Raw genomic sequence first — 26,101 nt, 5'->3', positions numbered from 1 at the left:
GCTAGGCGATGGTGGAAATGCGCAGAGGGTGCTATTACCGAGCTTTCTAATGCTGAAGGAATTCCACTCAATACGCTCTACACCTGGAACGCGTCACTGAAACGAACTGGTGCCGTTGGCAAGTTCTCAGTATCTGGGAATCCGTCGCTTACGCTCTCGTCGAAGGCAAAGTACGAGATTGTTGTTAGAACTGAATCCATGACCGAGCTCGAACTTGGTACCTACCTGCGAGAACATGGGATTCTTGCGGAGGATCTCGATAGCTGGAAGTCGGCCTGTCAAGAAGCCAATGACCGCTCTAGTATCGCTGCCAAGGAGTACCGTGCTAACTTAGCCAATGAACGAGCAAAGGTGACACTCTTAGAACGAGAACTTGCTCGTAAGGAGAAGGCACTAGCAGAAACTGCGGCTCTGGCGGTGTTGCTAAGGAAAAGCCCAGGCGTTCTGGGGGGACAGGGAAGATTGATCCCTCTCTCAGAGCGCCAACGAGCCGTAACTCTCATTGCTGAGGCCAATAGCGCTGGTGTCAACCTCTCTTGCGCAGTAAGGGAGGTGGGAATCTGCGAGAGCACCTATGAGCGTTGGAGGAAGGCAGGTGGAGTGGATGCCACCAAAGCATCACCTAAGGAGATCTCAGATGCGATCCTCGAGGATAAACGACTCACCAGGGTCTATCCAACCCCACCTAATGCCCTGAGTGATCAAGAGAGGGCCGAGATCCTAAAGGTGTGCGCCAGTCCTGAGTACCGCTCACTGCCACCGGCTCAGATTGTCCCAGCTCTAGCGGATCAAGGAGTCTATTTAGCATCAGAGTCCACCTTCTATCGGGTCTTAGGAGACGCGGGACTCAATAAGCGACGAGGACGGGTAGCGCTGCCTCGTAGGCGTTCCAAGCCCAATCATGTAGCTAAGGGACCACGTGAAGTTTGGGTCACCGACATTTCCTACCTGCCAGGGCCTATCAAAGGTCTCTTCTACTACCTGCACTTCATTATGGACCTGTACTCCAGGAAGATCGTCGGCTATGAGATCTACGAGAATGAATCATCTGAAAATCTAGCAACTGTCCTAAAGAGGGCCACTTTGAATGAGGGTTCACTCGCTCCTTCTGTACTACATTCAGACAACGGTTCACCTATGAAGGGGACAACCCTAGTGGCACTGTGTTACCTACTTGGTATAGCTGCCTCCTACTCACGTCCCAGGACGTCGAATGACAATGCTCACATGGAATCGATGTTTCGCACAGTCAAGTACTGTGCGAGCTATCCCCACGATGGCTTTGCCTCCCTCATGGCGGCAAGGGTCTGGATCGAGGGATTCGTCCAGTTCTACAACGAGGAGCACCATCACTCTGGCTTGAACTTTGTGACCCCAAACCAAAAACACAACGGCGAAGATGTCATGATCCTCGCCAAGCGAGTCAAGGTCTACGAGGAGGCCAAGGCCAAGAATCCCAAACGATGGATCAATGCCAACACCCGGAACTGGCAGCCAGTTGTCTCTACGTCACTTGTTCCAACAAACCAGACAACGACAGCATCAAAGTCCACCACTGCAGCGTCTGATGCATTGTCTGATTTGAACCTAACGAGTCTGCCATGAGTGCCAGACCTCCGTTGCGTCACGATAGCGTCACGATAGCGTGCCCTGTCTGTGGAGGCAACTTCCCCTTGTCAGGGAGGAGAACCTACTGCTCAGATGCTTGTCGGGCTCTTGCTTATCGACGACGTCACGATATAGGTGGCATTCTTCCAGTCACAGTTCCAGGGTCAAAGTCACATCGAGGCTTCACCGTCTATGAGTGTAGGTGTTGTGGTGAAAGATCCCTCGGAGAACAACGCTGCTTAGAGTGTAATACCTTTATGGCTCGAGTAGGAATAGGGGGATATTGTCCCTCCTGTGACGAACCAATCTCCATCATCGATCTACTTGGGGAGGAGTTGACACAAGCGAGAAAATAAATCGGGGATAGTTGACTTATTGCTACCCCGGTCGAGTGGATAGCAACTAAGATATATAACAGTCACTTCCAGCAAATACACTGACGGTTACCGTCTTTGAAATCAGTGCAAAGTTTATCATAGTGGTGTATCAATTCGATTTTGGTTTTTTTATCGAGTGATCTATCGACGGGTTGCATCATGAGAGTTATTTATAATTATTAGGTTTACAGCTGAGGTATTGGGCTTAGATATCGAGCTTAGATGACGCTTGAATTATGTTTGGTTGGTTTTATTTCAATACTTATGGGGAGGGTAGCCTGAGATTTAGCTTTGTCTTTATCGTGGCCCTGCTTGGTGACTAGGGCCGATTACAGCTGGATATGACTTGGTTTAGTTGGATTCAGTCTCTGTTTCATCTTGTTCTCTGCAATTTTTCGACCGAGTCATCTCTAGGTTTCGGTTTTTTTGATTGAGATTTTATATAGAAGTGGGGGATAATTCTTGGGACCCTCAAATGTGAATCGATTCCTTCGAGGTGGAGCTTGGTTTATAGAGATTTAGTGAATTGGTTTTCTCTGAAATTCAATTGTTTTGGTCAACCAGAATAGGCGTATCGAAAAGACCACTAGAAGTGCTTCTCCAACAAATAGTTTAAGTAGCGTTCGATGGTTTAGTCCCAGACCACTGAGGGCTATCGCGATGGTGGCCGCAATCAGAATGATAGTAATGCTCGCCAATGCCAAGCCAACTTTTATACGATCAGAGAGGCTAAAGGTTCGCGAGCCGTAGTTGACTTTTACTTTTTGTGAAGATGAATTTGGGTTGCCATAGTAGTTTTGGGCGGCGTCAGAGAGCATTCTTGTTTGGCGTGAGTAGCTGTAGCTCCAAAAGGGAATTCCTACAAGTGGCAATACCATGCAACTATAGGTGAGGATCATTTTGATCTTTTGCGCCCTGGTCGCGCTTTTGAACGATTTGAAGGTGACCCCAGCTAGTTCGGGTAGTTGCTTGATTGTGGCAAGGAGGCCGTAGATGCTGCTAGTTGTTTTTTCTTTTTCGGGTGGATTCAAGGCGAGTTCCACCCCGGAATATGCACTGTCTATGTCCTTATATTTCCCGAGAAAATATAGAAGTTCTCCGACACGGGCGGGATCGTTTGGGTCGTGGCCATAGATTTGGGCTATCTCGAGCACGAGCGTAACTTGTGCGCAAATTGCCGATACAAACGCCCCAGGGAGTGCCGCATAGAGCGAGGTGCCTGAGATTGCACCGTCGATCCGTGCTCGACGAATCGCGCGAGCTGTTGATGCTTGCGCTGGTAGAGATGGCTCTTTTTTCAACTCTAGCTCTTTAGCGGCCGCTCTTTGGGCAGTTCCGGCCAGACTCGGTGTGAGAAAATACGCTATGACTTCATCTACCCGAGTTGGATTCTTCACGATTGTTTTGAGTGCGCTACTTTGATTATTGTTCAACTCAGACAAATTAGCTCGCTTTGTGATAGTTGGGCGGTCCATGGATTTTGGGTTAGCTGGCGCTTTGATCTGAGAGATCTTGGCAATTTTTATTTTAGTTGGAAAATGGCAGTTATGCCATATTATTTTGTCTTACCAATAATTGATGATCACAAGCCAACAGGGGAGCCAACTTGATGGTTTTTTGTCCAATTTATCGATGGATGTGACTTTAGGAGCCGAGACTATCAAGCAGATAATTGATTTTTCAGCGATCATCTTGGCCTCGGGGCCATGTGTTAGGGCGAACTGGTTGATTAGTAACTCCCTCGATCTATAGATCAAGCATCGTCGGCTGCAGACGATCAAGGCTTCATAGCACCATGGAACCCCATCGAATACGTTACTAGCAGGCAATTTATCTGCCTCGTTGGATTCGTTGTCTCATGGAGTGGTTAATTTGGCCCGGAATTGATCTTTAAGCTTGTCCATGCGGGACTTTTTTTATCGGTAACCGTTATCATTATGGATAGTGTTAATCGTAATGATTTCGGATAAGAGTGCTAAGTAATGGTGAAGACGTTCCGGCTCCAGTTAATTAGGGCGATCGTTATAATGTTGGCTGTTTTGATGGTTGCTAGCTGTGGAACCACCTCGACATCAGCTTTGACGCAGTCCAAGGGTAATTACATTACTGCTGTAGCTGCTGAGGATACGTGGGGAAGTCTCCTGTCGCAGCTTGGCGGCAGATATCTGCATGTTCTCAGTGTCATCACAGATCCAAATGCCGACCCTCACGCCTATGAGGTTTCGAACTCTGTAGCTAGAGCCTTTTCTTCCGCTTCGATAGTTGTGATCAATGGGGCTGGATACGATGATTGGGCTGCCAAGGTCTTAGGCGCCACACCGTCGAAGACTCGACAGGAGTTAAATGTGGCTGCAGTGCTAAAACAAGGTGTTGGAGCGAATCCACATTTCTGGTACGGCCCAACTTACGTGCGTCGAATCGTGGCTGTTATGGAAGGCGACTTGATAAAGGCCATGCCTACACATAGGGCGTATTTTGAGGCGAATTTTCGCCTGGTCTCAAAGCGATTGGACGTGCTCTATCAAAGCCTCGCTAACTTATCTCGGCGCTATCACTCCATGGCTGTTGCATCCACGGAGGATATTTTTGTCTACTTTGCGCGGGCTTCGGGCCTCAATCTGATCTCACCTTTGAGCTTTATGGCTGCGATAGCCAATGGAAACGATCCTCCAATTTCGTCTGTTGTCACCTTTGAGGAGCAGCTACGTAGCCATAGCGCACGCCTTTTGATCTACAATACCCAAACAATCACTCCACTTACCAGTTCAATCAGGGCCATGGCTATCAGGAAAGGAATCGGTGTTGTGGGGATTTCTGAGATCATCGAGCCCGTAGGTGCGACATTTGAAGCGTGGATGGGATCTCAGATCGATCGTATCTCAAGTGCACTTGGTCGATCGATAACTACTAAAAACCAAGGCCAGAAGGGTTGATAGATCGATATGTCTAATGTGACGTCAAACGATTCAAAGATGGTTGTAGAGGCCAAGAACCTAGGAGTCGGATACGGCCAAGACCTATTGTGGTCCGGTGCCAATATCTGCGTTGGCCAAGGGGAGTTTGTGGCGATACTTGGCCCAAATGGTGCCGGCAAGACAACATTATTTCGTGCTTTGCTTGGGAATATTCAAATATTGGAGGGTGATCTTAAAGTCTTTGGAGGAGCTCCATCCAATGCGCGAAGTCAAATTGGCTATGTGCCCCAGAGGCGATTCATAGATTCTGAGATTCAGATTGACGTTAGAGAGTTTGCTATGTTGGCGCTACTTGGAGGTAACTTTGGTCCCGTCTCTCGCGCGAAGAAGGCTCGAGCAAGACAACTGGTAGAGGAATCCTTACGGCTGGTAGGCGCTGAGGAGTTCATAGGCAAACGGATTCACGAACTCTCTGGGGGTCAACTTCAACGGGTCTTTATGGCTCAAGCGATGGCTCGATCGCCTTCGATGCTCTTGCTCGATGAGCCCTTGGCAAATCTCGACATGAGAGCCGGGGCCAATTTAGCCCAAGCCATATCGGATTTGGTGAAGAGTCATAACGTTACTGCGCTTTTAGTCGCACATGATTTGAACCCTCTTTTGCCCTATCTGGATCGGGTTATTTACATCGCCAACCATAAGGTCGCTACGGGAACTCCAGATGAAGTCTTTACCTCGGAGAACCTCTCGAGGCTATATGGAATGTCGGTCGAGGTCTTTAGGGACGATCGGGGCAGAATTGCGATCTTTAGCGAGCTAGAAGGAGGTAACCACCATTAATATCTTTGGTTCTATTACGAGTGGCTCAACTTTTGGTATCAACTTGTTCTCTGATTTCTCATTTATGTGGACCTTTTCGTTCATGAGAAATGCATTTGAAACCGGAACGATTGTAGCCATTGTGGCAGGAGTAGTCGGTTATTTTGTCATTATCCGTAAGTCTGCCTTTGCAGCCCATGCACTCTCTCACGTGGGATTTGCTGGAGCAGCCGGCGCTGTCTATCTGGGTTTGAGTCCTATTGTGGGTCTGCTCTCCTTCACCATGGGTGGGGCGGTCTTCATGGGAGCATTAGGCAAGAAGGCAGCATCTAGAGATACTCAGATCGGGATAGTCTTGGCATTCATGCTGGGACTTGGAATTTTATTCATCTCTCTCTATCAGGGTTACTCTTCAGAGGCTTACTCCATTCTTTTCGGACAGATTTTAGGGATATCTTCTTCAGATGTAATTTTTACTGTTATTTCAGGTGTGGCGGTATTGGCGGTAGTGATCATTATCTACCATCCTTTGCTCTTTGCCTCTGTCGATGAAGAAGTCGCAAGTGCATCTGGTGCGAATGTGACTCTTATCTCGCTTGGTTTTATGATTTTGGTTGCCTTTACCGTCTCGATTGCGGTTCAGGTAATTGGCGTACTTTTGATCTTTGCGCTTTTGGTAACGCCTGCGGCTGCAGGAGTGCGACTGACTGGTCGTCCCCTGTTGGGTCTCGTCTACTCGATAGCTATTGGATTATTGATCACTTGGATTGGCCTATTTTTGGCCTTTTATTCGCCATATCCTGTCAGCTTTTTTATAACTGCTATAGGTTTCTTGGTCTACCTAGGTGTGCGAGGATTTTCATGGTTTCGTCATGATCGTTCTAGGATTGTCCGAGCGTTCTAGTTGATTTTGCCGTATTGTTGCATTATTGGGTAGCGAGCTGGGTCCAACAGACCCTATTTGATGATTGGATGGGGTGATGGAAGTTCAAAATTCAGGTGATGAACTTGGGGCAGATGCAAATTTAACTAGCGGTCAGGTTACTCAGGCAAGGGGGCGTGCGACCCGTCAAAAAAAGGCGCTCTCGGAGCTCTTGGAAGAGGCTTCAAACTTCTCAAGTGCCCAAGAATTGCACTCCAAATTGCGTGAGCGAGGTTATCGAGTTGGGCTGACTACGGTCTATTCGCAGCTTCGAGTTCTTGCGGAGGCGGGGAACATTGACTCTGTCCTCACTCCCTCAGGCGAGACGCTTTATAGACTTTGTTCCCTCTCCTCTCATCACCACCATCTAATCTGTCGAGATTGTGGGGATGCAATTGAGATCGAAGCTGCTTTAGTTGAGAGCTGGACTAATGAGGTTGCAAAACAGGCTGGATTCACCGATATCTCTCACACCATCGAGATTGAGGGAAGGTGTCAGCGGTGTAGCTTTGAGATTTCTCGGAGGTGAAATCTCAAAATTGCTCAACCTCAAGATCTACCATAAGATATCTTTTATCACTTTGGAAGCTGACTGATTGTCCGCTTTGGCGGCGCACTAGAGCTACTTATCTACCGGTTGGCCAATTGCGCTGGCTGGTTGCGCTAGTCAATTACACAGCTCAATTACACAGCTCAATTGCGCTGGCCGCTAGAGCCTTCTTATTGGTCGATCCTACTTGAATAGTTCACTTTTGTATAAGCACTCGTAGCTTTAAATTGTTACTTAGATGCCAGGGCCGAAGGCCCCCTTGCGGTGTAATTTCCTTCGATCGGATTGCTTGTCGATGCGTTGTGGTAGGGGACTTGGCTTTTTGATGGTAGAATCTTTAACTTTGCCAACTTGGCATGGTCAGAGCCACTAGGTCGTCAAACATCGACCGTAAATCTGTCCCATCGTCCCTTGAAAGTCGTATAACGGAGAATCAGTGTGAGTAGTAATAAAGATTTTGAAAATGACAAGGGCGATGGTCGAGCTAGTAAGCGAAGCGGACCTGACGGCGAAGGGGGATCGAGCGATCCAGGAACAAAGCGGATCTTTCGATCAAGTTCTTCCGAGGGTGAAGGCGACTCGGGGAGCGGCTCCTTTGAACGTAAGCCTAGAGCCCCATATGTCCCAGGTGCTAACACCACATCAGACAGAGAGGGCCGGGGCGGTTACCAAGGTCGCGGCGGAGATCGTCCAGGCGGAGATCGTCCAGGCGGAGATCGTCCATTTAGATCCCGTGAAGATCGACCAGGTAGAGACAAGCCATTTGGAGACCGTGGAGACCGGGGAGACCGTGGTGGTTCCTTCCGTGAACGCGACGACCGTGGCGGATCCCGAGGTGGATTTGGTGGCGGCTCAGGTGGCGGTTACCAAGGTCGTGGCGGAGATCGTCCAGGCGGAGATCGATCCTTTAGAGATAACGAGACTAAAGGTAAATCCTGGGGCGGAGTAGCCGAAAAGGGAGCTGCCCATGTAGCGCCTCGAGAAGATGAAAAGCTTCATTCAACTCGAGATCAGATCGACGAGAGCCAATACACTCAGCCGCAACCACTGCAAAAGTGGGAACCTCAGGTGGCACAAGAGCCTGAAGTTGAGGTTCCGGCTCAAAAGAGTCAGAGGCGCATTGTTGGTGGGATTGTTGGATACAACGTTGATGAGATCATTCTGCGCGAGTCTCCAAAGGGGCTCTCTACCTTCAAGGTTAATCAAATTCGACGTGATCTCGCAGAGGGTATCCGAGCCTATCAAGCAGATCGATACAAAGACGCTGAGCGGAACCTAGTAGCTGTTCTAGAGCATCTTCCTGTATCTCAGAGCATAAGAGAGGTGCTAGGTCTAACCTATTATCGCCAGGGCAAGTGGAAGCTTGCGATTGAGCAGCTTGAGGCATCTGCTTCAACGACTGGCTCTGTCGATCAAGGACCTGTGATAGCGGACTGCTATCGAGCAATGGGTCGCCACAATAAGGTGCGCGAGATCTATGAGGAAGTCGGCCTTGTCTCTCCTTCGGCTGAGGTTATGGCTGAAGCTAGGATTGTTTTGGCAGGATCTTTGTCGGATCAAAAGAAATATACCGAAGGTATAGCTCTGCTTTCTCGATTTGAGACCGTTCGGCGGGTAAAGCCACGACTGATCGATATTCGCCAGTGGTATGTGCTGGCTGATCTGTATGAAAAGGTCGGAGATCTAGAGCATGCCCGTAATCTGTTTCGTAAGATTACAACATGGGAGCCAGGAATATATGACGTCGCGGAGAGACTGGCTGACCTGCGCTAGCCTGTAGTCGCATTTAGTTGATTCGCTAGGATATTGGCGAGGATGCCAAGAGCTGTTGAGGAGGAATTGACGTTGACGATAGACGTTGAATCATTGTTGGGTGACGATGCGAAAGATCTCCTTTCGCATCGATGTGTGGGAATTCCTAAGGAGAGTTTGACTCTTCCTGGAGCAAATGTTCTTGATGAGATCTTCGCGCTCTCAGATAGATCTCCCCAGGTATTGCGTTCGCTCGCTTCTCTCTATGGGAATGGTCGTCTGGCCAACACCGGCTACATCTCGATCCTTCCTGTTGATCAGGGGATTGAGCACTCGGGTGCCGCCTCATTTGCTAAGGCACCACAATATTTTGACCCAGCAGCCATATGTGACCTTGCTATCGAAGCAGGGTGCTCCGCAGTGACCACAACCTTGGGTGGATTGGGAATTGTTGCTCGTCGTTATTCGCATCGAATCCCAATGATCGTCAAGATCAACCACAATGAGCTTCTAACCTATCCAGCCAATCCTGATCAAGTGATGTTTGGACAAGTTCGCCAAGCGTGGGATCTAGGAGCTGCTGGCATTGGAGCGACTATCTACTTTGGCTCAGAGCAATCTACTCGTCAGATCCAGGAGGTCTCCCACGCCTTTGCGGAGGCTCATCGTTTGGGGATGTTTACTGTTTTGTGGTGCTATCTTCGAAATAATGCCTTCAAGGTGGACGGGGTTGACTATCACCTATCTGCTGACCTTTCTGGGCAGGCGAATCACCTGGGTGTGACTATCGAGGCTGATATCATCAAGCAAAAGTTACCGGAAAACAATGGCGGATACATCAAGGTCGGCTTTGGGAAGACGGACCCATTGGTCTACAGTGACCTCACTACCGATCACCCAATCGATTTAACGCGTTGGCAAGTAGTCAATTGTTACAATGGTCGAATTGGCTTGATCAATTCCGGTGGGGAATCCAAAGGTGCTACCGATCTAGCCGAGGCAGTTAGAACGGCTGTTATCAACAAGCGCGCAGGTGGTAGTGGCTTGATAGTTGGCCGAAAGGCTTTTCAACGTCCGAGAAACCAAGGTGTTGAGCTCTTGAATGCAATCCAAGATGTCTATCTAGACACATCTATCGATGTTGCATAAGCCCTCAAAGTAGAGTCTTTTCTCACGCTTACGTCGGCGCCCCCTAATGCTGAGGGCGCCGACTTTTATTAGCAGACCCTATCTATCTCGATCTTTGTCGTTAATTTGGAACTTCCATTTTCGATGCCAAGTGAGATGCTTGGGTCTTCTTTTTGTAAAGAGCGGTAATTTTCGAATGCTATTTGGTGAACTCCAGGAAATTTAATTGAATATCGCACACCTTCTATTCTTGGTCGCTGCTGGTTTGGTTGCGGGTACCGTTAATTCGATTGCCGGTGGTGGATCGCTGATCTCCTTTCCAGCACTGCTTTTCGTCGGCCTGGGTCCGATAGTGGCCAATGTAACAAATTCTTTGGCCTCGCTTCCTGGATATATAAGTGGGACCATTGGATATCGCCGGGCCCTGCCTCATCAACGGCATCGTTTGATTCAAGCTTCGATTGCATGTGTCTTTGGATCTGTCGTTGGTACTGTGATACTGCTCACAACGCCGGTATCATACTTTCGCGCTGTGGTTCCATTTTTGATTTTAGGCGCGTGTGCGCTGTTGGTCTTTCAAGAGCGTATCTCTGTGTTCGTCTCTTTCTCAAAGGTGAGTTCAAAGAGCAAATGGGTCATGCCCTTGGCCATTGGTATCTCGGCGATCTATGGATCCTATTTTGGCGCAGGGTTAGGTATCATCCTTCTAGCCATTCTCTCCATCTTTTCGGATGAGACGTTGCAGAACAATAATGCTCTAAAGATCACGCTCTCGGTAGTGATAGCTTCAGTGGGCGATCTGATCTATGTTTTAGTCACCCACGTTGCATTCTTGGACGCTGGTGTGATGGCGATCGGCTTCATTTTGGGTGGATTCTTAGGCGCTAAGATCGCTAGTCGTCTCAGCGCGAGAGTTTTGCGTATCTCTATTGTTATTTTTGGTGTTTGCGTCAGTTCTATCTTGCTCTACCAGACCTACCTATGAGAAGGCACCGAGTTACGAAATGAGACTGACCTTTTAGAGGAGACTGACCTTATAGAGGGGACAGGCCTTTTAGATGGGATCGACCCGGAGAAGGCACCGAGGATCTCCTTCGTCTACGAAGTGGTTGTCACTTCCTTGGAACTAGCTATTTTGACTATTGATTATCTGCCTCTTTGAGTATGAGAGCTGGAAGTGGTTTGGGGTAAAAGAGGGTCGATTTCGCTCTGAGTGGCCTGTGGTTGATTGCACTATCTACAATCTCTTCAATTGGAGTTTTAGGACAGATCATCGCTATCACCCCAGGTGCCGTTGCCTTTGAGATCGCATAGTCTTCGTCGCTTGAATATTCTATTTTTGCGCTTTCGTCTGCGCCAAGGCGTTCTTCGACAAGGCTAAGTGCAGTCGATATTGACGATGAAATTGGAAGTTTCATTTTTGTATTTGAAGTTATCAGTGTGACGTATGGCCCAGGTAGATCGATGGAGGCCCCAGTGAAGTGCTCTTTTAGCTCCAAAAGTGCTGATTCGATCTCATCGTTACTCCAAGATACTGAGAATATCCGATGAATTGGCCGGATGAGGTGGGAGGCTTGGTCGATCGCACAGACAAAGGCAATCATTTCAATAGCGGATCCGGCTGGTTGACTGGCTAGTTCGACCTTTGCTCTTTGGATGCGGTGATGGCCATCGGCTAGGATTATTTGGGAGGATTCGATCGCCCCTTTGATGAGTGCTTTAGCACTTGGCTGAGGTAGAACGAAGATTCTATGAGCGTATGAATCGTCATCTTGGGTTCGAGAGATTGGACCGATTTTCATGGGCGCTACCTCTTGGATTATCTCGCTGTCTATTAAGGCCCAGATAGGCCCAACTCCTTCTTTAGCTAGAGAAGGAGCGATAGTAAAGTTAGCTGTCGCCTCATCTAGAGTTTGTTCGTGGGTGAGGATCTCTGAAAATGGATCTGTTGATGAATAGAGAGCTTCATCTGTGATTATTTCGGTTTCGTAACCCTTTTGATCTGGGAGATTTGTTATCCTGAGTATTCCAACTACCCCCATAACCCTTAGTGGCTCACAGGTTTGTGACCATTTGGAGATCTCATAGAGGTAATAACTTGACTCTTCATCTTCGACAAGATCATCTGGTTCGAAGGCTTCATTTGAACTTAGCCGTGCAAAGGAGAGTTCCTCTGTGTTGGCGCGGATGGCACGAAAGTCGCGAAAGTTATGCAATTGTGTAGCTCCACTCTTTAAAAGGGCCGTTTGCTTGGCTTTGGTGTCATGGTAACTATAGACTCTATAGCTTCTAGTTGCACTTGTTGGAGTGGTTATTGGTCTCCAAGGGCCATTTGCTCGGTATGGATCGCCTGCAACTTTTATTGAATTTTGTTGAGCTAGACCTAGTGGACGTAACGGATAGCAACTTTAGAAAGGCTCTAAGCGGTGACGGAAGAGAATTGGGTAATAGATCTTGATGGAGTGATTTGGCTATTGAATGATCCAATTCCAGGATCGATCGAGGCGGTCGCTCAGCTGGTAAGGGCCGGTATAACCGTTACCTTTGCTACAAATAATTCAACCCTGACCAAGGAACAATACTCTCAAAAGCTTGAACGTCTCGGAATTGACATTCAAGCGACAAATCTTGTTACCTCCGCAATGGCTGCTGCCTCTATGGTGGCCCCAGGGAGTCGGGCTTATGTGGTTGGAGCATTTGGAATCAACGACGCATTGGCCAATAGGGGCGTAGAGGTTGTAGATGACGATGATGTCGATGTGGTAGTTGTTGGCTTAGATCGAGAGATCTCATATGATAAGTTGAGCCGGGCTGGAAATGCAATTCGAAATGGCGCAACCTTTATAGCTACTAACACCGACGCTACATTTCCAATCACTGGTGGTCTTTTGCCAGGTGCCGGATCGATGGTCGCAGCTGTAGCTACAGTTGGAGGAAAGGCTCCGTTGGTGGCTGGAAAGCCAAGCGCGCCTATGGCGAAACTTATCAGGGATTTAGTTGGTCAGCCTACCCTCATGGTGGGAGATCGCTTTGAGACCGATGGCGCCTTTGCCAATGAGCTTGCCTGCGGCTTTGGATTGGTGCTCTCGGGTGTATCTAAAGGCGTACCAGATGGAGCGCCCAAGCCGGCTTATATCGCCGCTAACTTTTCGGAATTGGTCAACGAGGCAATTGCCGGGCGAGGCAGGTGAGATCAGTCGGCTATGTGGTTGATTGCTACGTGGTTGATTGACCTTGGAGCTGGCCATACGGTCTGTTCGAGGATAAGTCGCTCTTTGGCATGGCTATAGATCTTTTGGGTTTTAGACGACCTCAAAATTTGGGGTTGGGTATTCGTGCTGATAGATCTTTGATTGGGCGCTTCTTTTTGGTTTGAGCTGTGGTTCGTTGGTTTGGCGCTCCAAGAACATTGTGCTCCAGGAACGAACATAAGGAGCGCCAATTTATAAGGCGAATCTACCTATTTTTGGGCGAATCTAAGATCCTTACGGCGCATAGCGATACCAGCGATCGATTCAAGTGCGCATCGGTGAGCATTGTTTATCGTGAGTTCGGCCCAGTCAAATGGGGGCGAGACTTCCACGATATCGATAGCGACCACGTTGACTTCCCTGGTGATGCGTCGAATTATTCGCAATAGATCAACTGGGGCCATTCCTCCTGGCTCAGGGGTTCCAGTTCCGGGAGCGAATCCAGGGTCAAGGACATCTATGTCGATTGAGAGGTATATTCCTTTGGGCGAAGCGCTTGCCTCCTCGATTGCATCTGTGATCACAGCATGGTGGCCGCGCTCAAAGACTTCATTCATGGTATGCCATCGCATACCTTGTTCGCCCATCCATTCGAAGGTCTCTGCTGGTGGCCAATAGCCTCGAAGGCCAACTTGGACAAAGTGGCGTCCTTGGACAGCACCTGATTCTATTAGGCGTCTCATGGGAGTGCCATGGCTCGCATAGTTGCCATCTATCTCAAGGGCAGTATCGGCATGGGCATCGAAGTGGATTATCCCGATCTCTCCCCATCCGTGAGCTCGTGCGACGGCCGTCGCGCTGGGCCACGTGATAGCGTGATCCCCTCCTATAACTATAGGTATTATTCCTCGAGATGCAACTTCATAGACGCGTTCTTCGATAGCACTTCTAGATGCCTCCCACATTCCATGCGAGCAGATAGCATCGCCGAAGTCGACCACTTCGAGCTCTTCAAAGATCTCGATCCCATAGTCCATGTGATATGTTCCGGGCCCATATGCAGCAGCACGCAGTGATCGTGGGCCAAATCGTGCGCCTGGGCGATTTGTAGTTGAGTCGTCCCAAGGTGCACCCACTATGGCGATATCTGGCTCCCACTCATCGAGCTCTGAGGGTTCTGTCAGCAGCGGTCTCTGGGCAAAGGTGGCAATACCCTGGTAAGACGCGGTATCGAGCTGGGAGGCCATTCCTGGTTTGAGCTCTCTCTTTGGCATTGTGTGATCCTTTTCGTCTTGTCACTAGTGAAAATCTACAGAAGGTGGACACCTAATATCTCCTAAGCGCGATTCTATGTCCCTTCGGAGCGGCTTTAGGTGTCAGATGTCAGAATGCTACGAGTGGCTTCTTGGTAAATCTTGACAGATAAGGGTGGTAGGTATTGTAGGTTTTCCAATTTATTTATTGAATATTCCAACGAACTGGCGCGCTAGGAGCCCCAAGGCATGGTTTAGTTTGATGCCGAGAGCGACAGCTATGGTCTATCTTATGTTGAGATTTGACTACATTCTCCCAGCGTGCCAAGGCCTGCTACCTCTTTTGGCAGAGAGAGTATTATGCAAACTTGGTTTTAATGGTTTGAGTAATTCGAGCATAGGGTGGATTTAGTCCCTCATCTCCTTCATCTCTGTCGCTTTTGCTTCTGTCGCTTTTGCCTCTTTGGCATGGTGAAATCTATCTGGGTTCTATTGTTAGCAACTGATTGTCAAATTAGTACTTCTTACTCACTCGGAGATATCTAGGTAAGATGGCTTTACAACTTCGGGTTTGCATCCAAGTACGCGGATGTCATCTAATTTTCGCTTGGGTATTTAAGAAATCGCATGATGTCTTTGCCGCTATGTCTTTGATTTTATCGAAACCTTGCATTTGAAAAGAGGAGCAAGGTTCAAACCTCGTAATGGAGATTTCGATCTCTAAAAGTTTTCGGGATTTCAATCTGAGCAATTTGGGGACAATTTAAGGACTATCGTTGTATTGGAAAAGTTGTGGTTGAGTGATTGAAGAAACTGCGTTAGCTCCAAAGCTTCGGTAGGACCTGAAATTACCCGATAAGGAAAGTTAGTTGAGATTATGAAAGCACATCAGATAGTACTTAGTTCGCGCCCTAAAGGTCATCCAACTCTGGATAATTTTGGCCGTAGCGACGTTGAATTGCCTTCACTTGGTGAGGGTGAAGTTTTGGTAAAATCTCTCTTTTTGTCGGTTGATCCCTACATGCGCGGTCGTATGAATGATGCTAAGAGTTATGTACCTCCATTTGCTATCGATGCTCCACTAGCCGGAGGAGGAGTTGGTGAGGTCATAGAGTCAAATACACCAGGCTTTGCAGTCGGAGACTTGGTTACCGGAATGCTTGCCTGGCGTGACTATAACGTTGCCGAGGCTAAGCACCTGCTAAAGATTCCAACCTCGAGTATCCCGGCAAGTGCCTATTTGGGCATTTTGGGAATGCCTGGCATGACTGCGTATGTGGGATTGTTTGACTTAGGCAAGCCTAAGAAAGGTGAGACCGTCTTTGTTTCAGGTGCTGGTGGCGCTGTCGGATCGGCTGTGGGTCAGATGGCTAAGATTGCTGGGGCCAAAGTCATAGGAAGTGCCGGTGGTTCCAAGAAGTGCGCGCGTCTGATTGAAATGGGCTTCGACGTAGCTATCGACTACAAGGAAGCACCGATCATGAACCAACTTATGGAGGCCGCTACCGATGGCGTCGATGTCTATTTCGATAACGTAGGAGGAGATCACCTAGTTGCTGCTCTTGAAGCAACCAATGATTTTGCGAGACTGGTACTTTGCGGCGCTATCTCACAGTACAACAACGAGACCTATCAGCCCGGACCTGGAAATCTATTTCGGGCAATCCAGCGTCGATTGACCATTACCGGCTTCATAGTTAGTGATCACGGCAGTCGCAGAGATGAATTTTTGAAAGATGTCTCTAGCTGGATTAGCGATGGCAAGCTCACCTACGATGAGACATTTGTGGATGGACTAGAAAATGCTCCTGAGGCCTTTATGGGCCTGTTTTCTGGTTTGAATACCGGCAAGATGGTAGTCCGCCTCTAGATAGTCCGAGATAACAATCTCATACTTTTATGTCTAGGGTATTGCTGGAAGTCCGCTTGGATTGACGGTCTCCACCGAGGAGACCGTCTTCCAGGCAGAATTTACTGGTGAAAGAAAGAAGGGCGGGGTGAGATACGCCAAACGAGGATCATAGGTATAGGTCGTGTTGTAGCCTGAAACCGTTGCGCCATTATTATTAAACGAACCTTCGATATCTGCGTATTTGCCAGCCAGAGATCCGTCAAGATATATTGTCCCGAGCACCCCTCTAGATGTGTCCCAAAAGTGTTGGACCTCGAAAGAATCGTTCAACGTTAGGATCGCGGCCATTATCACAGGGTTTGTGCTTGGTTGAGAAAAGCAATTATCGGGCGTAATGTTGTCGTTTGCAAAATTCGAGGAGACTTTGACGAAGCTTTGCGCAACTAGACCGAGGACGTCATTCGATGAAGAACTCCCGCAGTTGGTATATTCGAGGTTTCCATCGATATAGATATTGTTGTAAGAGCCAACTGTGATCCCTCCGGTGATTGTACCTTGTACTGCAACTTCTCCCTGGCTGCAGTCGAATGAATTTCCTCCAACGGTGATTTGTGTATTTACTGGACAACTTTGACCGGATGGTAGCGAATTTACGTAAATGGCACCATTAGCTGGTAATGGCAAATTGCCGCTGCCGGTGCATCCAGCGTTTGTTGCTGAGGATGATGTCTCAGGGCTATAGACGCTCATTGATGATCCTAAAAAGACAATCGAAGTTGGTCCATAGTAGATGCAACCGCCAGCTTTTGCTGCGTTCCCTAATGAACTGTTGTTGGTAGGAAAGACAAGTGCTGGTTGGTGACTGGGATCTCCAGGATGGATGAAGGTGGGGTTGTCGCTAGAGTTCATACCGAAATATGCATTTTGTGGATCGATCCAGTATGGGTGGGAAGAGTATCCACTAGTTGTTGTTGATCCAGAATAAACCCGAGCGTTGAATTGCGGGGTGCCGTATAGGTAGTACATGTCATTTGTCATCAACGGCCCATTGAAGATTTGTCCGGTACCGTAGTAATTGATGAGTCCATAGCATGTATACCGCTCTGGTCCGGTGGTATTTTGATCATAGGAATAACTGTCAGAGTCGGAATCAGCCGGCGATCCGGCGGCGTTATCATTGGGTTGTGAGAATTTGTATCCACATTCAGTGGCGGCAGCTTTAGCGCTGTTAAATGCACTATCGAAATTAGGAGCTAGCGAGGGATCTACCATCATAGTGTCCGTCATGAGGAGGTAGTCTAAGAAGCCGTTCGTCCGCAGAGCTACTTTAACTGTTCTTGTTTGTGTTTGGGCTCCGTGAAGGGCAATGCCTGTAGACGTAAGATAGACGATACCTGTTGAAGCCGTATTAGAGGCGTCTGGAGTGTAGTGAAAGTACTCATTTGTTGACCCGGGTACCGCGACCCACCCGGTAAATGCGCCATTTCCATCAGGCGGTAGATTAGATGCAGAGTACTTCCAGTAGTTTCCAGCTTGATTTAGTGCTATCTGGTTCATCCTGTTTAGGTAGTCAGTAACGCCAGATTCTGCCGCTCCTAGAGCGCTTTGGTAGTCTTGTGATCCTCGCGTAAGGGGTAATTGATTTACGGTAGCAGCATAAGTGGCCAGCGGAATTGCACTCAGTAGGAGTACTGCCAATATCGCCACAATGACGGCCAAATCTCCTCGTTCACTATTTGGAATGTGACGATTATTTTTGGATAAGTATCTCCCGCGGTAGGCCTGCTTCGTCATCCGATCTTTTCTGGAAGTGACCTTCATTATTCTTTCCCTTTTTTTATGACGGATCGTGGCTTCAAGTTTCTTAATTCTCTTTTTTAAACTTATGTGGCTGATCCGCAGATGTTTTATCGTTTCATTTGGGATACTGGGTCAATAAATTTGGTAGAAAGAGCGAGGTTTGGGGCCGTTTCTTCGTGGTGTTAGTAACTTTCGGTTTGCGTTCTCTTTCGTCATCAGTTATCCGAGGATCCACTAGTTGTTGTAGTAGATTCGCTTTCTGATCCACTCGTAGTTGTTGTAGTGTCGATCGATTGATTTGATCCATAGCCAAAAACTCCAATAGTGCTGGTAATGGTGGATGATTGTGCTGTGGTGCCGACCGCTTCCACCAAAGTTATCGAGACTGAAGCTATCTGAGCGAGCGTACTGGCGCTAGTTGCTGATCCGGAGATCGCAAGAGATGAGATTGAGATCGAGGTTGGAGAGGTAATCGTCCCAAATGAAAAGATGGAGTCATTAGCTAGATGCGTTGCTAACACTAAAGTCGTATTGGATGAGCCAGGATTGATGGTCTCCTGGGTTAAAGTGCATGGACACGAAGTTCCGGCTATGGGATTAGCGCTTATTATCATTTCGACGTCGGAATTAGTTGCTGAATCGTATGTATAGAAATCGATAGAATTGGCGGATGCCGAGACAAACGGACTGCTTTGGTTACTTGGGGTCTGCGCGTTCCTGATGCTACGGGTAACTTGATTCATCGCGGTCATCGCGGTCGCGCTTGACTTTGAACTGTTGGTGATCGAAGCTTGGGTTGACGCAAAGGTGTTTATGATTTGGAAAGTCATAACCGATACAATCCCAAAGAGAAATGTAGCAATAAGGATTTCTACCAAACTAAGGCCCGCGTCGTCAAAGCCCACACCTCCTTTTTGTGTGGTTGTTATTTTTTTGGTTCGCCATTGACTTCGTTTTTTAGTTTCCGATTGTGAAAGCAATTGGACCACCACCCAATATCGAAACGGGAGATGAGGGTGGAATGACCACAGTATTGTTAGAATCGACCGCCTGGAGGTCGAAATAGCCAAGAGGAAGATATGAAGTTACGCTTGAAGCTGTACTAGGTGAAGTTCCTATCTGCCCCAGTGAGATTGGCGTCGAAGTTCCACAAGGTGTACCGCTTGTATCTGCCACTGGAATTGCTTGAATTGTATCACCAGTGGCAGGTGAACCGTTGATGGTCGCGGTTATTGTCACGGTTGCATATGTCGGTGATATAGCGGTGGTTCCACCTGGGGTAACTGATATTATCGGTGTACTTGAAAGCGCAGGGTAACGTGGAACTGCATTTAGGGTGTAGCAACTTCCCAGCCAAATTTGATAGCCTGAGGAAAAGGGAAAGAGAGGACCCCATAGGAGGTTGTTTGAGGGGTTGTTCGATTGCGTGACATTCGACGAGCCACCTACGGGCAGTTGTGAATTTGCAGCGGTTAGTCCAGATGCAACTGCTAGTTGCTCGCTGTTGGGATCGCCCAAGGAGAGATATGCACCCTTATCGTAGGCAAACTGTACCGACGTAGTATTTCCTAAGGTAACGGTGGCAGAGACAGAAGGATTCGGGTTGTTTGAGTTGTCGACATAACCAGGGTTGAGACTGGATGGAAGGCTAACGGTATAAGCGCCTGCCGTGAGAAATGGGAAAAAGGCACACCCATTGGCGTCAGTTGCGACGGTTTGAGTTTGTGTGGAGTTCGAAACTTGAACCCAAACTCCCGAGCTTGGTCCATTGGCCGCATTGGATATGTCGATGGAAAGATTACCGCTCGAAGGCGAATATGGACTAGTCGTGGTGGATGAACCTGATTGGGATGGTCCACCATAGGCCTGAGGAGGTGGAATGATAATTTCGTTTGCAATTTCAGGCGGGGTTGGTGGTGTGGCGACCCAAGAGATGGATACTGTGGCTTCAACTATCGGTTGATTGTATGTTTTGGAGGTACCTTGGACGGCGCATCCTTGCGCGGTAAGTGTTCCAGTCGACCAGGCTAGCTCTGTTTGAATTGTAAAAGTTGTAGGACCAACTTTTTGTGTGGTGATCTTGGTCCCTAGATTGGCATTGACGAAACCCGTGAAGTTCGAATTCGCTAGAAGCCTGATTGTTTCTAGTGACGAGTTGGCTAATCCAGCAGCTGCTACACGATCTCTGTTGTTCCCAGAGACTCCAATGGTGGCCTCTAATAGTTTGGTGGCTGGAATTAACGTGAGTAGCAAAATAGTGACAGCGATAACTATCCCTATTATGCTCAGTCCATCGTCGCTTTTTTTGTAGCGTGTCGAGGAAGTTTTGATTGCCATCCTTGTGCTCACCGGAGTGTTATCGGCGATATTTGCGTAAATCTTTACCTTATTGCGACTTGATGGGCTGGGCGATTCATATTAGAGCTGTTAGCAAAAGGTAAATCTCACTAGGGCAGGTCAGACCTGTAGCTCCTAGGAGTTTTTGGCTTGAGCGCCACGTTGAGCGCCATCTTGCATCGCTTCATAACCCAACCCCAAAGCAATGAGGGACTGTCGAGATTAACAGAGTCGCTGGTGTGTTCGCAAGATCTTGCTCTTGATAGGCGGAGTCGATTGGCCGCCATATTTAGAGGTGCTTTTATAGCTTTATTAGGGCGCTCGCTTGGCTCATAGGCGCGGAATTTTTAGACACATTTTCAAAATTGTAGTTTTGGAGTCGTGGTGTTGTATGTCGCGACAAAATATGGGGGTACTTCAGAGCCGAAGAAAGCCGAAGAAAGCTGAAGGTAGCCGATCTGGATTGGCTGGATGACCATCGCCTTTGATGGTCATATCTTTGAATAAGGTTAGCTCTTTTGGTACCTCAAAGAGTTTTAAGTGGATCTTGCCTCGGGAGCCTTGAATCTTGGTTCATCGATTGCCTATGTCCATGTGGTTCATTTGTGACAAATGGCATTCCTTCTGACTTGGGGTAATCTCATGACCCATGAGACAACTGGACAAATCCAGAGTCAGTTATTACATTTGGCGAAGGTAGATTCAGATGCTCTTTGTCGTGCCATGTTCGACCTTTGATGCGGCGTTAGAAATCTAAAAGTAGGTGTGTTGATGTCATCGAGGGTGGTAAATAATCCGATTGCGCCACTGTTTCCTAGGGAGTATTCCTTCACCGCTTGTCATGACAGCAAGAATCTTCTAATTCGATTGGTGTCATGATCGTAAAATGGGTTTTCGTGTTGGGCGAAATAGCTCTTTGGTCAAAATGACTGAGGGACTTTTAACTTGAGAGTGTCTCCAGAGTGTCCAGGGGCGTCGCTCAGCGTCCAGATTTGCTGGTCGGACGAAGTGGAATGTCCACTGACGTCCACTGACGTCCTCTCACGTTTGAATTCGTGGCTCGACAGTTGGCTAGACCAAGACTTGTTTCATGGTCTAGCCACCATCCAGTTTCGAGGGGCTGACGGCGAGGTGTTTGACCTGCGATTGGGAGAGCCATAGTTTGTCTCCCCGATGTTCGAAAACTGAATCCGCTTCGACGGTTCACCCACATAGTGCTTGCTTTAATGTCGTCGTCAGGCGCGAGGTGGTGAGTGGAGCCGAACCGAATCGATTCCGGCAATCAGTAAATCGACGCCGAAGCCGTAGTACGCGTTCTCATCCGAGCAGTTGGCGAGTGCGTCAGCTGCTTCGACCAGGCGCGGAAACTGATCGACCGGAAGACTCTGCAGGGCTGACCGCTTGGTGTTGATGTCGTGGGCACGTTCAACCGAATCGGTACTTGCTCCGGTTGCAGCCTGTTCGATGACGAGTGAAATCGCGGTGCGCAGTATGTGGCGGGCGATTTCGCCGGCCCGATCAACGGGAAATCCAGCGGAGCGAAGTATCTCCAACGCCTGCTCGGTCAGCAGGCGACCTTCGTCGTTCTGCAGTACTCGAGGGGCGGCGAGGATTGCCATAGCGGGGTGCGCACGCAGCGCCGTTGTCAGCGCGAGGACTAGCTCGCGCAACCGATCTTGCCATTGGGCTGTCACATCGGTATCTGGGGGGAGCCCAACAAACAGTTGGTCGCCCATCGCCGCAAGGAGTTCCTCCTTGTTGCTGAAGTGCCAATACAGCGCCATAGGAGTGACGCCAAATTCCTGGGCTAGGCGACGAATGGTGACCGCAACGAGGCCCTCGGCGTCGGCCAATGCCAAGGCGTGGTGCACTACCGCCTCGCGATTGAGTTGCGGTGGCGAGACCTCGCTGGACTGGTGACTACTCATACTTGACACTTTACAGCGTATAGGTTATTCTAGGACGTACATGTACTACGTATAGGAGATAAACCCAATAAATATCGTGCACCGCCGATGGACCCTGATTGCCGTGGCGCTGGCCACGTTCATGACCTACCTCGACAACAACATCGTGAACGTGGCCCTTCCCGCGATGCAACGCGAACTCCATCTGTCGGTGGCCGGACTGGAATGGGCCGTCAGTGCCTACATTCTGGTGTTCGCCGGACTGCTGTTGGTGGGTGGGCGCCTGGCCGACGCGTTCGGGCGACGCCGGCTCTTTCTGATTGGGCTCGCGATCTTCACCTTTTCATCGCTCGCTGCAGGGCTATCCAGTAGTTTCGACCTGCTCATGGTGAGCCGGTCAGTGCAGGGACTCGGAGCTGCTTTGGTGACCCCAAACACCCTCGCAGTGATCTCCGCCACGTTCACGGACCCTCGCGAACGCAACGCCGCCGTTGGGGCATGGAGTGCCGTTGGTGCGCTGGCGCTGGCCCTCGGGCCGCTCCTGGGTGGTCTGATCAGTCAGCACCTGTCGTGGGGGTGGATCTTCTTGATCAACGTGCCTATTGGCATAGCGACGATTGCGCTCGGCGCGTGGGCAATTCCCGAATCACGTGAAGTCGTCAAACGTCGACTCGACCTGCCCGGCCTGGCAGCGTCCGCGGTTGCCCTCTTCACCCTCACCTACGCGCTCATTGAAGGTCCCCATCTCGGATGGTCGTCGCCGATCATTGTCGGTTCACTCGCGGTGGCACTGCTCGCTGGTTTCGTCTTCGTCCGCATCGAGACGCGTAGCGCCGACCCCATGGTTGAACTGTCCCTTTTTCGCAACCGGGTGTTCGCGGGCGGATCGATCGCGCTGATGATGTGGGCCTTCGGCCTCTTCGGCATCTACTTCTTCACCTCGCTGTATCTGCAAAATGTGCTGGGCTTCTCTCCGACGAAGGCGGGACTGGCGTTCGTGCCGATGGCGCTACTCATTGCGGTCGGAGCCATCGCGTCCGAACCCGTCGCGCGAACTATCGGCGCCTACCGCTCAGTGAGTCTGGCCATGATCATCATGGCCCTGGGAATAGCCTCAATGAGTCTGCTCGGTAACCGCGCGAGTTTCCTCGCCTTGATGCCCAGTTTTGCCGCCATTGGCATGGGTGGTGGCCTCACGACTTCGTTAAACGCGACCGTACTGGGTGAGATGCCTTCGGGGCAGGCGGGCGTTGCTTCGGGAATCTTTAACGCATCTCGAGAGGTTGCTGGTCTCCTCGGCATCACGGTCATCGGTGGGATCATTTCCGCTCGTCAAGGATTCGAACGTCGACACGGTCACCCCGCAACTAGCGCCTTCTTGTCGGGCTACCAGTCCGGGCTTCTCGTTGCAGCCGTGCTCGTTGCTCTCGGTGGTCTCACTGCGTGGAGCGCACTGCGACGCAGCGCTCCAGACGACTCTTGGGGGAGGGGATCGGGGGAGCAGTGGGCACCCGACGCACAGTCTCGTGTCTGAGAGTGCGTGACCTACTTGGTTCAGACGTCGGTTGGTTTCGATCCAGAAGTCGGGGGGGCGCTTCATTCGAAGTGCGAACGCGCTCTTTCGCGTAACAACGTCCGTGGTCGATCCAGCTAGCCGATGAAGATGAAATCCTGAGCGATCTTGCCGGAGCTGTTGAGCACGATGACATTCATACCAGCAAGGGCAACTCCGCCATCATTGGTCACCATTTGCCACGTCACCTTGGCAACTCGATGATTCACAAATGTTCCCATGTGCTTGATGGCGAGTCCGCGACCTTGGATGTCTCGCTCATTGACGTGGCCGATGTTCTCAGCGATGTCAGTACGTCCCTGCAATCGGAGATCGCCGTCTTCGGACGAGAAGAACTCGGCATCTTCGGCGTAAACCTCGGCCACTAAGTCATTCCGAGTATTCGCATCCGTGGCACTCCACGCCTTGATGTAGTCGTCCGCTAGCGCCCGAAGGTCTTCCTGCTGATCGATGTCATTCACTGTTTCATTGGTCATGGCGATGGCTCCCTTGATAGGTATGTTGACATCGTCAGCATACCAGGGAGAGAAGACGCTGTCAACATACGTTCCTAGTATGTACTCATGAGCCCTCGCAATGGCGCCCCGACGCGTTCTGCAATTGTTGCCGCCGCAAGTGCGTTGCTCGAGTCCGGTGGACCTGACGCAGTCACCCTTCGCTCGGTAGGCGCCGTTGCCGGGGTATCGAGATCTGCGGCCTACCGGCATTTTGAGGGCAAGGCCGACCTGCTCGCAGCACTTGCGCTGCAAACGTTGACCGATCTTGCTACGAGCATCCGCGATACCGGCGGGCATAGCGGCGGTGGTTCTAGTCTTCACCGGGGATGTCGCGCCTATCTTCGCTATGCCGTGGAGCAGCCTCACCACTATCAGCTGATCTTTGGTGACGCACCAATCGCTGAGCCGAGTCGCGAAATCGAATCAGCCGCAGACGACGGCATGCATGCCCTTGGCAAACTTGTCGAGTGTGCTCAGGCAGAAGGCGAGCTGGGCGAAGGCTCACCACGCGAACTCGCTACCGTATTGTGGGCATTTTTGCATGGTCTGGCTCAACTCCAGATCACCGGACACCTGCGTGAGCCGCGCACGATTGAAGGCGACGCCGGAATAGACAAACTGCTGACTCTTGCACTTAGCGCGCTCCGTCCAGCGCGGTGATTCGAGTGGGACTGCCGGAGCCGCAACAGACAATCCAAACTTCTCTAAAGACTCTTCTATTCTGCAGGCGTTAGACACCGATAGATCGGCAGGGCCCCTGCTTTACGCCGAGTGCGGGGACCCCACTCAGATCCGAAGCGCCAGTTTCATCCGTGGCACTGATGCGGATTGGAACATCTTTGTGGGATGATGCATCGTCGACCCATCGTGTAGTAGATCGAGTTCGCAAAATGGATCGATGGCTCGCGCACTGAGCGCGCGTTGGCACCAGGACCTCGCCCTCACGAGTCGGTCGCGACGGAACCTCGTCGAGGGTCGGTTGCGCAAAGTTCTCCAACCGTCATTTCAAGAAAAGCACATTCTCATCAGTCGCTCAGCTAGAGGAGGCGATTGAAATATGGACGGAGAACTGGAACGAAGATCCGTGACCATTCATTTGGAAGAAGTCCGCCGAAGAAATCGTAACCAAGGTCAAACGAGGGCGAATGAAACTGGGTCTTCGGATTTAACGGTGGAAAGTAAGCATCTAAATCAGATAAAGCCTCTGGCTTTGGGCTATAGAGATAGGGGTTGGCACGTCTAATGGCTCCTTGGACGACGATCAATTATCGACTAGAAATCTCTAAAACTCATAAGGTGGATGTTTGGGTTCGCCATTGGCGAACCCAAACATCCACGAGAACATCTATCCCATTTGATGAATCTACAACTATCTGAGAATTGGCATATCACCACGTTTAGTGTGAATTAGGTTGTCGGAGACTGCTCGAATACAAGAGCAAGCTTGATCCATGACTCATCTTGAACTAAGGCCTATCTTGAATTAAAGCCCCAGGTGCGACGATAAAGTGCCACGGATAAGATCGCAATAGCCCCTGGGTCCTGATATGAGAGGTTGTTGGCCCTCAGCGGGACCTGTGCGTCGCCAAGATTGACTAACTCTGTGGAAAATTGCCAGGA

General features: G+C 49.7%; 22 protein-coding genes. 13 read left to right on the top strand and 9 right to left on the bottom strand.

Features of this window, described 5'->3' with window-relative positions; all coding sequences use genetic code 11:
- Together AXFE_RS02305 and AXFE_RS18975 are read left to right on the top strand one after the other, a co-directional pair.
- A partial coding sequence (locus AXFE_RS02305) for an IS3 family transposase (protein ID WP_082058413.1) occupies positions 1-1,605 on the top strand: 1,605 nt, incomplete at its 5' end.
- Complete coding sequence (locus AXFE_RS18975; protein ID WP_152625812.1) at positions 1,602-1,964, top strand: hypothetical protein; 363 nt, start codon at positions 1,602-1,604, stop codon at positions 1,962-1,964. The genes AXFE_RS02305 and AXFE_RS18975, both read left to right, overlap by 4 nt.
- A gap of 539 nt (positions 1,965-2,503) precedes the next feature.
- On the opposite strand, the gene AXFE_RS02300 is transcribed toward AXFE_RS18975, so the two are convergent.
- Positions 2,504-3,427, bottom strand: a complete 924-nt coding sequence (locus AXFE_RS02300) for a hypothetical protein (RefSeq protein ID WP_152625811.1) — start codon at positions 3,425-3,427, stop codon at positions 2,504-2,506.
- Between the two features lie 540 nt (positions 3,428-3,967).
- Here AXFE_RS02300 and AXFE_RS02295 point away from each other — a divergent pair.
- The 7 genes from AXFE_RS02295 to AXFE_RS02265 all read left to right on the top strand — a co-directional run bounded on the left by AXFE_RS02295 (position 3,968) and on the right by AXFE_RS02265 (position 11,056).
- The gene (locus AXFE_RS02295; RefSeq protein WP_082058412.1) at positions 3,968-4,918 is read left to right on the top strand and encodes a metal ABC transporter solute-binding protein, Zn/Mn family; all 951 of its coding nucleotides are present in this window, start codon (positions 3,968-3,970) and stop codon (positions 4,916-4,918) included.
- A 9-nt stretch (positions 4,919-4,927) separates the two neighbouring features.
- Positions 4,928-5,740 carry a metal ABC transporter ATP-binding protein gene (locus tag AXFE_RS02290; protein WP_052604281.1) on the top strand — a complete coding sequence of 271 codons (813 nt, stop codon included), beginning with the start codon at positions 4,928-4,930 and terminating at the stop codon, positions 5,738-5,740.
- A gap of 82 nt (positions 5,741-5,822) precedes the next feature.
- Positions 5,823-6,623, top strand: a complete 801-nt coding sequence (locus tag AXFE_RS02285; protein WP_200891167.1) for a metal ABC transporter permease — start codon at positions 5,823-5,825, stop codon at positions 6,621-6,623.
- A gap of 76 nt (positions 6,624-6,699) precedes the next feature.
- Entirely contained in the window at positions 6,700-7,170 is a 471-nt protein-coding gene (locus AXFE_RS02280) for a Fur family transcriptional regulator (RefSeq protein WP_052604279.1), read from the top strand.
- A 459-nt stretch (positions 7,171-7,629) separates the two neighbouring features.
- Entirely contained in the window at positions 7,630-8,964 is a 1,335-nt protein-coding gene (locus tag AXFE_RS02275) for a tetratricopeptide repeat protein (RefSeq protein WP_052604278.1), read from the top strand.
- A gap of 42 nt (positions 8,965-9,006) precedes the next feature.
- On the top strand, positions 9,007-10,092 hold the full coding sequence (locus AXFE_RS02270; protein ID WP_052604277.1) for a class I fructose-bisphosphate aldolase: 1,086 nt from the start codon (positions 9,007-9,009) through the stop codon (positions 10,090-10,092).
- 205 nt (positions 10,093-10,297) lie between these two features.
- Entirely contained in the window at positions 10,298-11,056 is a 759-nt protein-coding gene (locus AXFE_RS02265) for a sulfite exporter TauE/SafE family protein (protein ID WP_052604276.1), read from the top strand.
- A gap of 154 nt (positions 11,057-11,210) precedes the next feature.
- Here AXFE_RS02265 and AXFE_RS02260 read toward each other — a convergent pair whose 3' ends face one another.
- Positions 11,211-12,287: a DUF1015 family protein gene (locus AXFE_RS02260; protein ID WP_052604275.1), complete on the bottom strand. Its 1,077-nt coding sequence runs from the start codon at positions 12,285-12,287 to the stop codon at positions 11,211-11,213.
- Between the two features lie 210 nt (positions 12,288-12,497).
- Between AXFE_RS02260 and AXFE_RS02255 the strand changes: the two genes are divergently transcribed.
- Positions 12,498-13,262 (top strand): HAD-IIA family hydrolase, encoded by a 765-nt coding sequence (locus AXFE_RS02255; RefSeq protein ID WP_052604274.1) that lies wholly within the window; start codon positions 12,498-12,500, stop codon positions 13,260-13,262.
- A 269-nt stretch (positions 13,263-13,531) separates the two neighbouring features.
- Here the strand turns inward: AXFE_RS02255 and speB are convergent, their stop codons facing one another.
- The gene (gene speB, locus AXFE_RS02245) at positions 13,532-14,509 is read right to left on the bottom strand and encodes an agmatinase (protein ID WP_052604285.1); all 978 of its coding nucleotides are present in this window, start codon (positions 14,507-14,509) and stop codon (positions 13,532-13,534) included.
- Between the two features lie 883 nt (positions 14,510-15,392).
- On the opposite strand from speB, the gene AXFE_RS02240 reads away from it, so the two are divergent.
- A complete protein-coding gene (locus AXFE_RS02240) occupies positions 15,393-16,385 on the top strand; it encodes an NADP-dependent oxidoreductase (RefSeq protein WP_052604272.1) in 993 nt (330 codons plus the stop codon).
- A gap of 33 nt (positions 16,386-16,418) precedes the next feature.
- Here the strand turns inward: AXFE_RS02240 and AXFE_RS02235 are convergent, their stop codons facing one another.
- The 4 genes from AXFE_RS02235 to AXFE_RS02220 all read right to left on the bottom strand — a co-directional run bounded on the left by AXFE_RS02235 (position 16,419) and on the right by AXFE_RS02220 (position 22,432).
- Positions 16,419-18,188, bottom strand: coding sequence for a pilus assembly PilX N-terminal domain-containing protein (locus tag AXFE_RS02235; protein ID WP_052604271.1), 1,770 nt, complete (start codon positions 18,186-18,188; stop codon positions 16,419-16,421).
- Positions 18,189-18,382: 194 nt separating this feature from the next.
- Complete coding sequence (locus tag AXFE_RS02230) at positions 18,383-19,072, bottom strand: PulJ/GspJ family protein (protein WP_052604270.1); 690 nt, start codon at positions 19,070-19,072, stop codon at positions 18,383-18,385.
- 52 nt (positions 19,073-19,124) lie between these two features.
- Positions 19,125-20,504 carry a type IV pilus modification PilV family protein gene (locus AXFE_RS02225; RefSeq protein WP_152625810.1) on the bottom strand — a complete coding sequence of 460 codons (1,380 nt, stop codon included), beginning with the start codon at positions 20,502-20,504 and terminating at the stop codon, positions 19,125-19,127.
- Positions 20,505-21,739: 1,235 nt separating this feature from the next.
- Positions 21,740-22,432, bottom strand: a complete 693-nt coding sequence (locus AXFE_RS02220) for a TetR/AcrR family transcriptional regulator (protein ID WP_052604268.1) — start codon at positions 22,430-22,432, stop codon at positions 21,740-21,742.
- A 103-nt stretch (positions 22,433-22,535) separates the two neighbouring features.
- Between AXFE_RS02220 and AXFE_RS02215 the strand changes: the two genes are divergently transcribed.
- Positions 22,536-23,945 (top strand): MFS transporter, encoded by a 1,410-nt coding sequence (locus AXFE_RS02215; RefSeq protein ID WP_200891165.1) that lies wholly within the window; start codon positions 22,536-22,538, stop codon positions 23,943-23,945.
- A gap of 116 nt (positions 23,946-24,061) precedes the next feature.
- On the opposite strand, the gene AXFE_RS02210 is transcribed toward AXFE_RS02215, so the two are convergent.
- Positions 24,062-24,460: a nuclear transport factor 2 family protein gene (locus AXFE_RS02210; RefSeq protein WP_052604267.1), complete on the bottom strand. Its 399-nt coding sequence runs from the start codon at positions 24,458-24,460 to the stop codon at positions 24,062-24,064.
- Positions 24,461-24,547: 87 nt separating this feature from the next.
- Here AXFE_RS02210 and AXFE_RS02205 point away from each other — a divergent pair, with 87 nt between their 5' ends.
- Positions 24,548-25,141 (top strand): TetR/AcrR family transcriptional regulator, encoded by a 594-nt coding sequence (locus AXFE_RS02205; protein WP_052604266.1) that lies wholly within the window; start codon positions 24,548-24,550, stop codon positions 25,139-25,141.
- 377 nt (positions 25,142-25,518) lie between these two features.
- Here the strand turns inward: AXFE_RS02205 and AXFE_RS02200 are convergent, their stop codons facing one another.
- The gene (locus AXFE_RS02200) at positions 25,519-25,746 is read right to left on the bottom strand and encodes a hypothetical protein (RefSeq protein ID WP_052604265.1); all 228 of its coding nucleotides are present in this window, start codon (positions 25,744-25,746) and stop codon (positions 25,519-25,521) included.
- Positions 25,747-26,101 lie beyond the last annotated feature (355 nt).

Origin of the sequence: Acidithrix ferrooxidans, from assembly GCF_000949295.1 — a bacterium.
Lineage (GTDB): Bacteria > Actinomycetota > Acidimicrobiia > Acidimicrobiales > Acidimicrobiaceae > Acidithrix > Acidithrix ferrooxidans.
Note: the sequence above shows the minus strand (reverse complement) of the source record. Positions and strands in the feature narration are given on the sequence as shown.